The organism is Cupriavidus oxalaticus (assembly GCF_004768545.1).
In the GTDB taxonomy this organism is placed as follows: domain Bacteria; phylum Pseudomonadota; class Gammaproteobacteria; order Burkholderiales; family Burkholderiaceae; genus Cupriavidus; species Cupriavidus oxalaticus_A.
In genome coordinates this window covers 501,887-513,936 of the sequence record NZ_CP038636.1, presented here as the reverse complement: position 1 = coordinate 513,936, position 12,050 = coordinate 501,887, and the positions used below count along the sequence as shown (strand labels likewise).

Annotated in this window: 8 protein-coding genes and 2 pseudogenes; 5 read left to right on the top strand and 5 right to left on the bottom strand. The window is 66.0% G+C overall.

The window, feature by feature from the left end:
* The first annotated feature begins 111 nt into the window (after positions 1 to 111).
* Entirely contained in the window at positions 112 to 1,023 is a 912-nt protein-coding gene (locus E0W60_RS30490) for an enoyl-CoA hydratase/isomerase family protein (protein WP_240746099.1), read from the top strand.
* 50 nt (positions 1,024 to 1,073) lie between these two features.
* Here the strand turns inward: E0W60_RS30490 and E0W60_RS30485 are convergent, their stop codons facing one another.
* The 5 genes from E0W60_RS30485 to E0W60_RS30465 all read right to left on the bottom strand — a co-directional run bounded on the left by E0W60_RS30485 (position 1,074) and on the right by E0W60_RS30465 (position 8,856).
* Positions 1,074 to 3,860 carry a LuxR C-terminal-related transcriptional regulator gene (locus E0W60_RS30485; RefSeq protein WP_135706629.1) on the bottom strand — a complete coding sequence of 929 codons (2,787 nt, stop codon included), beginning with the start codon at positions 3,858 to 3,860 and terminating at the stop codon, positions 1,074 to 1,076.
* A 118-nt stretch (positions 3,861 to 3,978) separates the two neighbouring features.
* Complete coding sequence (locus tag E0W60_RS30480) at positions 3,979 to 4,968, bottom strand: Bug family tripartite tricarboxylate transporter substrate binding protein (RefSeq protein ID WP_135706628.1); 990 nt, start codon at positions 4,966 to 4,968, stop codon at positions 3,979 to 3,981.
* Between the two features lie 48 nt (positions 4,969 to 5,016).
* The gene (locus tag E0W60_RS30475) at positions 5,017 to 6,012 is read right to left on the bottom strand and encodes a Bug family tripartite tricarboxylate transporter substrate binding protein (RefSeq protein WP_135706627.1); all 996 of its coding nucleotides are present in this window, start codon (positions 6,010 to 6,012) and stop codon (positions 5,017 to 5,019) included.
* A gap of 130 nt (positions 6,013 to 6,142) precedes the next feature.
* Positions 6,143 to 7,291 (bottom strand): porin, encoded by a 1,149-nt coding sequence (locus E0W60_RS30470; RefSeq protein WP_135706626.1) that lies wholly within the window; start codon positions 7,289 to 7,291, stop codon positions 6,143 to 6,145.
* A 419-nt stretch (positions 7,292 to 7,710) separates the two neighbouring features.
* Positions 7,711 to 8,856: a CaiB/BaiF CoA transferase family protein gene (locus tag E0W60_RS30465; RefSeq protein ID WP_135706625.1), complete on the bottom strand. Its 1,146-nt coding sequence runs from the start codon at positions 8,854 to 8,856 to the stop codon at positions 7,711 to 7,713.
* A gap of 190 nt (positions 8,857 to 9,046) precedes the next feature.
* Between E0W60_RS30465 and E0W60_RS30460 the strand changes: the two genes are divergently transcribed.
* The 4 genes and pseudogenes from E0W60_RS30460 to E0W60_RS30445 all read left to right on the top strand — a co-directional run bounded on the left by E0W60_RS30460 (position 9,047) and on the right by E0W60_RS30445 (position 12,028).
* Positions 9,047 to 9,289: a hypothetical protein gene (locus E0W60_RS30460; RefSeq protein WP_135706624.1), complete on the top strand. Its 243-nt coding sequence runs from the start codon at positions 9,047 to 9,049 to the stop codon at positions 9,287 to 9,289.
* Positions 9,290 to 9,346: 57 nt separating this feature from the next.
* Positions 9,347 to 10,537, top strand: coding sequence for a lipid-transfer protein (locus E0W60_RS30455; RefSeq protein ID WP_135706623.1), 1,191 nt, complete (start codon positions 9,347 to 9,349; stop codon positions 10,535 to 10,537).
* A 157-nt stretch (positions 10,538 to 10,694) separates the two neighbouring features.
* Positions 10,695 to 10,886 (top strand): annotated as a pseudogene (locus E0W60_RS30450) (SDR family NAD(P)-dependent oxidoreductase); the annotation flags it as partial.
* A gap of 13 nt (positions 10,887 to 10,899) precedes the next feature.
* A pseudogene (locus E0W60_RS30445) lies at positions 10,900 to 12,028 on the top strand (acyl-CoA dehydrogenase family protein).
* Positions 12,029 to 12,050 lie beyond the last annotated feature (22 nt).

Sequence of the window (12,050 nt, the reverse complement as noted above, 5' to 3'; positions counted from 1 at the left end):
TTGGCGGGGGCCGACGCCCCCACCCCGCAGTGGGGGGGGGCGGAAAGGATGGCTGCGGAGGCAGCCCACCCACGGCGGGGTGGGGAGGCGCCCTTGCCGCGCCCGTAACCTTTGCTGGAGGCCGGCAAGAAACGCCATGTGAAATGCCGTTTTAGTGAAACCAGGACAGAGCCCACCATGCCCCAATCCATGAACCATGAGACTCCAATGCGCGCTTCCCGGCTCGTCATCGAAGACGGCATCGCCGCATTCAGCCATCAGTCGCCGGCTGTGCGCAATGCATTGTCGACCGAGTTGATGAAGGACTACTGCGACCTGCTTGACCGCATCGGCGCGGACCGAAGTATCCGCGTCCTGATCCTGACGGGGTCCGATGGCAGCTTCTGCGCGGGCGGCGACATCACGGCGATGCGCGACCGGCTGCTCAGCGCCGACCCGGAGGTAACGTCACCGGACTACATGCGGCGTCGTATCGAATTCGCGCAAGGCATGCTGGCGCGGTTGCGCGCGCTCGATATTCCGGTGATCGCGGCGGTCGATGGCGCGGCCTACGGCGCCGGCTTCGGGCTGGCATTGCAGGCCGACTTCGTGTTGGCCTCGCAGCGGGCAGCGTTTTCGATGTCATTCGCGCGCGTTGGCGCGGTGCCGGATTTCGGAGCGGCTTACACGCTGCCGCGCATTGTCGGCATGGCGCGTGCCAAGGAGATCGTGCTGACGGCACGGCGCATCGACGCAGGCGAAGGCGTGGCGCTGGGCTTCGTCCATTCGATCCACGCGGCGGACGACCTGCTTCCGCAGGCATGGGCGATGGCGCGCAAGTTGGCAGGTGGCCCACGCGAAGCCTTCGGCCTGGCCAAGCGGATGCTGAACGCCAGCTTCGAGTCTGACTACGCAACTGCCGCGACGCTGGAGGCGTGTGCGCAAGCGGTTTGCATGAATTCGGCGTATCACCGAGAGGCCGCCACGCGCTTCGCTAATGGCGAGGGCCTGCGCTACGACTGGGACCGCAACAGCGCCCGATAGCCGATACTGCGCTGGATGGCCTGCGCCGGTCCCTTCCCGGTCAGGCCGCCCTATTTGATCGCGTGAACTTCGTGGGACGCCGTAGTGTTGGTGCCCTGCTTCAGGTCACGCAGCCGTTCGGCCGCTTCGTCGCGGCCGTTCACCCCGAGCTTGGAAAAGGCATTCTTAAGGTGCCATTTGACCGTCTCGGGGGTGATGTTGAGTGCGCGCGCAATCTTCTTGTTCGGCATGGCCTGCGCCACCAGTTCCAGGATCTCGCGCTCGCGCTCGGACAAGGCCGCGAGCGCTGCCGGTGGCGCGGCCCGGCTGCCGGCCGACGCATTCGCGGGGGCAGGCGGCACGGCCGCCGCGTCGAGCAGCCGCCGGGTGTAGAACGCGAGCACCGGCTCGAGCGCCTGGTCGCGCAGCGCCGTTTCGAGCAGCGCAGGCACTTGCGGCGACACGTCCAGCAGCGTGCGCATCAGCCCGAGCCGATGCCCGGCGCGCAGCGCCTCTAGCAGGCTGTCGTGCGCGGCCTCGGCCCGCCCGCAGCCCTGTTCGGCTAGCGCTAGCTGCAGCCGCAGGCTGACCGCGCGCCGGCCACGTCCGCTGCGCTCGCAAAAGGCCACCACGGTCTGCAGCCGCTCGCGCGCCGCATCGAAGGCGTTGCGGTGCAAGTCGAGTTCGGCATGCGCGCGTTCGGCGTTAAGCCAGATATCGAAAGCGTGTACCCGTCCTGCATCCGGATAGCGCGCGGCGAGCGCGTCCAGTCGCTGCAGCGACGCGTCGGCCAAGTCGACTTCGCCGGCGCGCAAATACAGGCGCGCGCGCGCACATAGCAAGTAGGCGCGCAGGCGTTCCAGGTCTTGCGCGCAGACGTAGTCGTCAAGGCGGTCCAGGCAGGCAAAGGCGTCGAGATGGCGGTGCCCGGCCCAGTGCGCCCCAGTGAGCAGCAGCAGCGCGCGCATCACGGTGTCGGGCATCGACAGGCGCTCGATCACATCGAGGCGGCTTTCCAGCAGCGCCCGCACCGCATCGGTTTCGTTAAGCTCATACATGGCATCGGCCAGTAGCGTGGCGGCCATGCAATAGACCCCTGCGTAAGCGCGGCCGCGCTTCTCGGCCTCCTGCAGAACCGGCCGCAGTATGTTTTCCACGGCAGCGAGCCGGCCTTCCATGGCGTGGCTCATCGCCAGCAGGCAGCGGCCGATCAGGTGCTCGCGCGGTGCGCCGTCGGCGTGTGCATGGTCCTCCAGTCGTTCGCGTGCCAGCGCATACTTGCCGCGATATACGTACATCCACGCCAGCACGTTGTCGCGCAGCACCTGTTCGTGGCTGTCAATATCGGCAGGCACGTCCTGCAGCTCGGGCTGCAGTTGTGCGATGGCATCGGCGTCGTCGCTGCGCAGCGCCAGCGACGCGCGCAACAGCGTGACCGAGAAGCGCTGCCGCCGATTGAGTTGGCCAGCCGCGATCTGGGCATCGAACTGCGCCAGCGCCCGTGCGGTGGCGTCCCGCCCACGCTCTGGCAGCAGCAGGTAGGCGCTGGCGAGGCGCAGCCCAAAGCGCGCCTCTATCTGTTCCGGGGGCAGCAGCCGCAGCAGCGCGGACAGCCTGGACAGCTCGCCGCGCGCCATCAGGTCGGTGCTGGAAGTGTTGACCAGGTCAGCGGCGGCCTCGTCTTCACCGGCCAGCACCGCATGGCGCACCGCCTCATCGATCAGGCCGCGTTGCTCAAACCAGCGCCAGGCGATCAGGTGCAGCTCGCGCTGCTCGGCCAGCGGCAACGCGCACACACGGGTCTGCAGGACTTCCCGCAGCAGCGGGTGCAGTTTGTACCAGGTTTCGTGGTCGCGATCATGGATCTGCGTGATGAACAGGTCCTGGGCATAAAGCCGATCCAGCCGCGTCATGGTGCGGGTCACGGCGGCGGGAGATCCGGTCAGCGCCGCGCACAGCGAAGCGCTGACCGGGTTACACACCGACATGCGCGTGAACAGCGCCAGGTCGGCGGCAGACATGCGGGCCAGCACTTCGGACTCGAAGTAGGCCGAGAATGCCGTGGCATCGTGCAGCGGCACCGGGATGGCGGTAGCCTGGCGCTGCGCCTTGAGATTGAGTGCTGCCAGTTGCAAACCGGCGGCCCAGCCTTCGGTCATGCGGTGCAGCTCTTCGGCGTCGCGCTGGTCGACACGGCCCAGCTGCGCCTGCAGGAACGCTGCCGATTCGGTGGCGGTAAAGGCCAGATCATCGGGGCCGAGTTCACTGACGAGCCCCTGCGCCATCGCATGCGCGGGCAGGAATGACAATGCGCTGCGCGTGCCAAAGGCGAAATGCAAGTGGTCGGGTGCGTACTGAATCAGGCATTGCAGCGCCCACAGCACCTGCGGATGGGTCAGGTGCTGCAGGTCGTCGATCATGATCATCAGCGGCCGCTGGCGCGATGCCACCCCGCCCAGCAGGGAGAGGATCCAGCGTTCGATTGCCAGATTGTCGCCTGCTGGGCTAGCCAGCACTGCGGCGTCGCGCGTGATGGCGGGATCGACTTCGGCCAGCGTGCCCAGGATGCAGTCACAGAAGCGGGCCCAGTCGTTGTCATCGGCATTGAGCGAAAGCCACGACACGTCGTAGCCCACGCCCACCAGCAGCTGCCGCCAGGCCAGCAAGGTACTTGTCTTGCCGCTGCCCGCGCGAGCGCGCAGCACGACGCAGCGTTGCCGGCGCAATTCCATCAGCCGTGCGGTCAGGGCGGTGCGTGCCATCAGCCGCCGCGCGCCGCGCGGCGGAACAATCTTGGTGCCGACGGCGGCGCTGGCGGGAAGCGAGGCACTGGTGCCAGGCCTTTGGGAGGGATCCATTGGCGGGACGACGGACAAGGACGGGGCTGCCGGCATTATAGGCCCAGGCAGGGCCGCCGAAAGCCGGGCGCCGTCCCGGATGTGCTGCATCTCACCCATGCCGGTGGCGGGATTTGCCTTATGAGCCGCCACGCTCAGCAGCCTCCAGCAAGCCCCGGAAGCGGGCGCTTTCGGCGGCGATGCGCTGCGCCAGTTCCTGGCCGGGCGTGGCCAGCACGCGCATATTGCCATTCTGGGCCGAGAAACTGCGGAAGTCCGGCTGCGCCATGATGCGCTGCAGCGCAGCTTGCAATACCTGGGCACGCGCCTCCGGCACCTTCGCGCTGACGCCGTAGCCGATCCAGATAAACAGGTCAAAGCCGCGCAGCCCGCTCTCGTGGAGCGTAGGCACGTCGGGCAGGTCGGCCTGGCGGGAAAGGCTGCTGACGGCGAGCGCGCGCAGCTGTCCCGAGCGGACCAGCGGCAAGGCGGCGCCCGTATCGATAAAGGCGACGTCGAGCGAGCCGCCGATCAGGTCGCTGATTTCCTGCGCCGGGCTCTTGTAGGGCACGTGGCTGAAGCGGGCCTTGATCATCTCCTCCATCATCAGTCCGCCTACCCGGTAGAACTGCCCGTAGTACCCCATGCTGACAGTGTGCGGTGCCTGGCGCGCGGCAGCCAGTACGTCGTCCACACTGCGGAACCTGGAGCCTGCGCCGGTCACCAGCGTTGCGGCCGCGCCGACCGAGGCGACCAGCGGACGGATATCGCGCAGTGGCTCGTAGGGCAGGTTCTTGTGGATGATGGGGTTGACCACCATGGACGTCTGCGAGATCAACATCAAGGTGTGGCCGTCGGGCGGCGCGGCCAGCAGCGCCTGTACCCCAATCAGGAAATCCGCGCCGGGGCGGTTTTCCACGATGGCCGGCTGGCCCAGCATCCTGCCGATGCGCTCGGCAATATAGCGTGTGCTGCTGTCGGCGCTGCTGCCGGGCCCCACCGGCACGATGAAGCGCAGCGGCGCGGATGGAAACTGCCCCTGCGCGGCGCGAGCAACGTCCGCGCCCAGCATGGTTGCGGCCACCGTGCCGCCGATCTGCCGCAAGGCGCGGCGTCGTTGCTGATTCACTGCATGTCTCCCCTGAATCGTCTTGTCTTGTCGTGCCGCAGCGCCGGTTCATTCGAGGCGGATATTGCTGTCTCGGATCGCCCGTGCCCAGTAGGCGTGCTGTTGCTGCACCGCCGCAGTAAAGGCGGCAGGCGTGGTGCCACGCAGCAAAAGGCCGGATTCCTCCAGCTTGGCGCGCACTTCCGTTTTGGTCAGCGCCGCTCTCACGTCTGCCGAGATCTTTTCGACAAGGGCCACCGGTGTCCGCGCCGGAGCGAACAGCCCGATCCACCCGCTGCCGTCGATCTCGGGATAGCCGGCCTGGATAAACGTTGGCACATTCGCCAGCAGTGGCGACCGGCTGTCGCCCGAAACCGCCAGCGCTCGCAGCTTGCCCGCGCGGATCTGCTGGGCCGCCGCGGTCGCAGACAGGAAGCCGGCGTTCACCTGTCCGCCCAGCATGTCGGTGAGCAGCGGGGCTTCGCCCTTGTACGCCACCGCGGTCACCGGCATGCCGGTCTGCCGCGCGAACATTTCCATCAGCAGGTGGCCGGTGGATCCCACGCCATAGGTGCCGTACGGCAGGGGCTTGCCGCTGCGCCGCACATGCTCGACCAACTCGCGCACGGTGCGCACAGGCAGTTCGGGCCGCACCATCAGGGCGATGTGTGTGGTGGCAATTTCCGACACCGGGGCAAAATCCCGGATCGGATCGAACGGCGCCTTGGCCACCAGGCTGGGGACCTGGACCAGCGCGGTGATCGTCAAGAGCAGCGTGTATCCGTCCGGCGCGGCCTTGGCGACCGCGTCGGCGCCGATCATGCCGCCCGCGCCGGGCCGGTTATCGATTACAACCGGTTGCTTCCATGCTTGGCCGACCGCGTTGAACAGCGTGCGCCCCACGGAATCGCCTAGTCCGCCGGGGGCAAGGGGATAGATCACGCGGACCGGACGGCTAGGAAAGCTTGCGTCCTGGCCATGTGCCACGGTAGCCAAGCCACCGAGCGCGCTGCCGGCCAGGCCGCAGCCAAGCTGCCGCAGGACGCGGCGCCTGAATTCATCCATGTTGTCTCCTTTGATAGCGCGGGTGCATCGCCCACCCGCCGATCATGGCGTGGCAGCGCACTGCATGCCACTACCCGCAAGGGCGGGGTGGGGCAGGCGGGTGGGGATCAGAAGCGTGGATTCAGGGCCGTCAGAAGATCTGGCGCAGACCGACGGTGACGCCCACCATGCTCTTCTGGCCCGTCATGGGCGGGTACTTGAAAGCAAAGGCGGTAGCGGCGCTGTCGAAGCTCAGGCCGCCGTTGCGCGCGTACCCCAGCGACAGGTACACGTCGGTGCGCTTGCTGAAGTTGTAGTCGGCCAGAAAGCTGACCTGCTGCATATTGGGCGGGCTGGTTTGCGGCGCCGTTGCCGTAGCGCGCGCGGCCTTCATGTCCGCGTAGTAGTAAGCCAGCGAGAGGCCGAGTGCCGGTGTGGCCTGGTAGTTGACTCCCGCCCACCAGTAGTCGTCCCGCAGCAGTGTATTGCCGTTGGCAAGTTCGCCCTTGTTATAGCGGTACCCGGCCGTAAACTTGAACGGCCCGGTGTTGTAGAGTGCCGCCACGCCATACTTGCTCACCTTGCCGGGTTGGCCGGTCACGGCGGCAGGGCGCCAGACATCGGCACCGACCGATACGCCGAAGCCGGTGCTGTTCAGGTACATCAGCGACCCGCCGTAGCTGGTGTTGTCGCTGAAATGGCCCGGGACTTCGCCGGCCCCGCCATTGGCCAGCACCACGGCGGCGTTCTGCACCGCCACGCCAGTCCCAAACGAGAAGTGCGCCGCCGCCTGCAGCGGGCCGAACTGGCTGGTGTACTTCACCATGTTGTCGGCGCGATAGTCCAGGCCCATCCACCAGATGCCGGGCTCGTAGGTCGCGGCAAAGCGCAGAGGCGCAAAGTTCGCCATGCCATCGAAGAAGGCGTTGTACTGGCGCCCGAAGGTGAGCTTGCCGTAACTCTTGTTCTGCACGCCGAGATAGGACTGGCGATTGAACAGCGGTGCGCTTGACAGGCTGCCGGTGTCCCACTGGAATCCGCTTTCCAGCACGAACAGCGCCTGAGTGCCGCCACCCAGGTCTTCCACGCCGCGCAGGCCCCAGCGCGAAGCCGACAAGCCGCCGACGCTCGGCATCCCGAAGCGGCTGCCGCCGGCGCCAGGGGTCGTGGCGGCTGCCGCCACCCGGTTGACATACTCCACCGAGCCGTCGATCACGCCATAAAGCGTTACCCCGGTTTGCGCCTGCGCTACGCCAGACATCGTGCTCAGCGCGCCCAGGGCGATTAACCTCTTTTTCATGCTAGCCAGTCTCCTCACAGTCTAATAAGCCTGCCGGCACCGTTCGTTCATGGACTCTGATCCGCGCGGCAGGTTGCGCCATATGCGACGCAGCGCCAGTAGAACGCGGATCGCGTGGAGAGCGGACTACTCAAGAAGGGCAGGGGTGTGGCAAATGCGCACTACCCACAGGGGCTTACCCGGATACCGCAGAGTGGGCGAGCCGGGACTGCGTCTTTGGATGGTGGGATCAGTCACGACTCATCAGTCGAGAGCCCGTGCGCGGCATGCCATCGCCTCTTCCCGGCGCGGCATGGTGTACTGCGCCACGATGCGTTCGATTTCGCGCAGCGCGCACTTCGGCGATCGGGGCCGACAGCCGGTGGCTGCAGGCGCCCGTGCCGTGCCGTGCCGTTGTCACGCTCCCCGTTCGCGAAGGTTCACGGCTGAACCGGCGGCCCGGAGCATGCGGCATCGGGCGACAGCCAAAGCCGGTGCGGCTCATTGCCGGCAAGGATCCCTGCGATCTCCTGCGTATGCTGGCCTCGCATTGGTATCGGTCCTGGCTGCCTGGCCTGACCATCGAAACGCGGCGCCGGGGCAACCTGCAGTTGTCCTTCGCTTTCGAAATACACACCGCGTGCGACATTGTGCGGATGCGCTGCCGCTTCCTCCGGGCTCAGTACCGGCCCGAAACAGACATCGGTGTTCTCGAGCAGCGCACACCATTCCGCGCGCGTCCTGCTAGCAAACAGCTCGGCAAAGTGCCCGTGCAATTCCGGCCAACGCTGGCGGTCCCATTGCCGGGCGAAGCGCGGATCGTTGGCCAGGCCGAGCTTTTGCAGCAGCAAGGCATAGAACTGCGGCTCGATCGTGCCCAGGGTGACAAAGTGGCCGTCGGCACAGCGGTAGGTGGCGAAGAAGTGCGAGCTGTCGTGGATGTTCTGGCCACGCACGCCTGTGACGAAGCCCTTCTTGCGCGTTGCAAGCAGCAACTGCAGCATATGGGCCGAGCCATCGACGATCGCGGCATCGACCACCGTGCCCTTGCCCGTCGTGCGCGCATTCAGGATGCCGGACAGTAAGCCAACCGCCAGGTAGAGTGCGCCGCCGCCAATATCGCCGACCAGCGTGATGGCCGAGGACGGTGGCTCGGAGGGGGCGCCATTGTAATAGAGCGCGCCCGACAGCGAAATGTAGTTGTTGTCGTGCCCGGCAGCCTGCGCCAACGGGCCGGACTGGCCCCAGCCCGTCATGCGTCCGTAAACCAGGCGAGGGTTGCGCAGGTGCAGCGCTTCCGGGCCGAGCCCGAGGCGCTCCATCACGCCGGGGCGCATACCCTCGATCAGCGCGTCCGCGTCCTCGATCAGGCGTAGCACCAGTTCACGGCCTTCGGCCGTCTTCAGGTCGGCGACCACCGAGCGCTTGCCGCGATTGAGCACGCTGCCATCGGCCGGCGCGTCGGACTCTCCGGGGGCGGCGCGCTCCACGGCAATCACGTCCGCGCCGAGGTCGGCAAGGTGCATTGCGCAAAACGGACCAGGGCCGATCCCACAGATTTCCACAATCTTGATGCCAGACAGCATGAAGTTCTCCGTTCTCCAAGGTGAAGCCGCCTGCACCAGCCGAGTGAACACCGGTGCCAGACGGCAGGCCAGCCAAGGTTAAGACCGTTGGCGTCTGGCCTGCCTCCCCGCATTGGGTGGGGGGGCGCGGCGTCCAGCCGACTGATACTCCGTCCACCGCCACATAGCGAATTCAATGGAGGAGCAGAGCATGAGTCATGACGCAGCCTGCATGGAGGCTTCTGATGCTCCTCGACATCCGCCAGCGACCATGGCGCTTGGCGGCGCCATCGCGCCGATGGTCATGGGCCAGCTGGTGCAGGGCGCACCAGGGGTGACTCACGGCTTCGATCTGGGGTTCGTGGTGTTTAACGCTGTCATGCTTGCCGGTTGCGTGGTCGGCATTTTCGGACAGGACCAGGAGCGCTCGAAGCTCCGCTCCGCGGCACGTTGATGCGTTGTCCGGCTAGCCGTTTATTTTTTCAATCCTATCGAGGAAGGAAGCAACACTATGTCCAAAGTCACCGTTGCCGGTGTCGGTATGATCCCGTTCACCAAGCCGGGCGCCAGTGGCACCTATGCCGAGATGGGCGCCGAAGCTGCGCGTGCCGCCCTGGCCGACGCCGGCATTTCGTACGACCTGGTGCAGCAGGCCTATGTTGGCTACGTGTACGGCGACTCCTGCTCCGGGCAGGCGGCGTTGTATCCGGTGGGCTTGTCGCAGATCCCCATCGTCAATGTCAACAACAACTGCTCGACCGGTTCTTCGGCCCTGTTCCTGGCGCGCCAGGCGGTGGAAAGCGGTGCGGTGGAATGCGCGATCGCGCTGGGCTTCGAGCAGATGAGCCCCGGCGCGCTGGGCTCGGTCTTCCATGATCGTCCCGCCCCACTGGGTCGCGCACTCGAACTGACTGCCGCACTAAACCCGGAAGCGGCCGCCGCCGGCGTGCCGATGGCCCTGCTGCAGTTTGGAGGCGCCGGCAAGGAGCACATGGACAAGTACGGCACGAAGATGGAGACCTTCGCGAAAATCCGCGCTAAGGCCAGCCGCCACGCTGCCAACAACCCGCTGGCCGTGTTCCGCAACGTGGTGACTGCAGAAGACGTGATGGCCGAGAAAGTGATGTGGCCCGGCGTGATGACCCGCTCGATGGCTTGCCCGCCGACGTGCGGCGCAGCTGCCGCCATTATCTGCTCGGAAGCGTTCGCGAAGAAGCACAACATCCGATCCGACGTGCGCATACTGGCCCAGTCGATGACCACCGACAGCCCCGTCACCTTCGAGAAGGGTTCAATGATCGAAGTGGTGGGCTTCAGCATGGCGCAGGAAGCCGCGCGCCAGGTGTACGAGCAGGCCGGCGTGGGCCCGTCCGACATCAAGGTTGCCGAACTGCACGACTGCTTCGCCCACAACGAACTGCTGACGTATGAGTCGCTGGGCTTCGCCCCGGTTGGCGGCGCTGAGAAATTCGTAATGGACTGCGACAACACCTACGGCGGCAAAGTCGTGACCAACCCGTCGGGCGGCCTGCTAAGCAAGGGCCACCCGCTGGGCGCGACGGGCCTCGCGCAGTGCTATGAGCTGACCCGGCAGATCCGTGGCACGGCCGGCGGCACGCAAGTGGACGGCGTGAACCTCGCGCTGCAGCACAACCTTGGCCTCGGCGGCGCCTGCGTGGTGACGCTGTATGGCCGCGCCTGATTCCCTCTGAACCGGGGATGCCCGCATGGCCGGCGTCCCGATGCCATCTTCAGAAGACGACGACATGGCAGACAAGATCCTGATCGGCCGCCAGACCACGGCGAGCACGATCGACGCAAAAATCTTAATTTCTTGTTTGAAGTAGAAGGAGCAGTAAATGGGTAAGCTTGACGGCAAAGTAGCACTGGTCACCGGTCCGGGTCGTGGCATCGGCCGCGGAGTGGCGCTGCAACTCGCGGCGCAGGGCGCGCTAGTCATGGTGAATGAACTAGACTTGGCGCCGGCTGACGCGGTCGTGGCCGAGTTCAAGGCGATGGGCGGCGACGCCGTGGCATGCTACGGCAATCTGTAAGGAAGTCGCCATGTCCGGAAACTACCGATCGCCCTGGATGGACGCGGACCTCGAACAGTTCGCGGACGCCGTGCGGCGCTTCTGCAATGAGTATCTGGCGCCCAATGCCATGAAGTTCCGCGCGCAGCATCACGTCGATCGAGACGTGTGGCTGAAGGCGGGAGAACTTGGCCTGGTCCTGCCGGACGCGCCGGAAGTGTACGGCGGCCCATGCGGCGGTCGTGTACCGCGAGCTGGGCTACGTCGGCGACACCAGTTTCGGTGTGTCCCTCAATCACATCGTGGGCCACTACATCCTGGCCTTCGGCACAGAAGATCAGAAGCAACGTTGGCTGCCGGGCATCGCATCTGGCTCGGTCATCGCGTCGATCGCGATGACCGAGCCCGGTACGGGCTCGGACCTACAGGGCGTGCGCACGCGGGCGGAGAAGAAGGAGGGCCTTTACGTGGTCAACGGCTCCAAGACGTTCATCTCCAATGGCCAGATGTCGGACCTCGTGCTGGTGGCCGCCAAGACCGATCCGACCCAGGGCGCGAAAGGCGTGTCGCTGCTGCTGGTCGACACCAAGACGCCCGGCTTCCGTCGCGGCAAGTGCCTCGACAAGGTTGGCCAGGACGGCGCCGATACGTCCGAGATGTTCTTCGACGATTGCACCGTGCCGGTCGACTGCGTGCTGGGCGGCAAGGAAGGGCAGGGATTCTTCCAAATGATGGCCAACTTGCCTTACGAACGCGCCCTCCTCACTCTCCTTGCGGTGGGGATGATGGAGTACGCGCTGGATCTGACCGTCGAGTATGTCAAGGAGCGCAAGGCGTTCGGCCAGGCTATCATCGACTTCCAGAACACACGCCACGTGCTGGCGGACGTGAAGGCGACGGTGCTGGCTTCGCGCACCTTTGTCGACCACCTCGTGCAGCAATGGATCGACGGCAAGCTCGACTCGGTGTTGGCGTCGATGGGCAAGTTCTGGGTCACCGAGCGCCTTGGCGAGGTGGTGGATAAGTGCGTTCAGCTTTTTGGGGGCTATGGCTACATGCTGGAGTACCCGATCGCGCGCCTCTACGCCGATTCGCGCGTGCTGCGCATCTACGGCGGTACCAACGAGATCCAGCGCGAACTGGTGGGCCGGTCGCTTTAGAAGCGCTAACGAATTGCCGTGA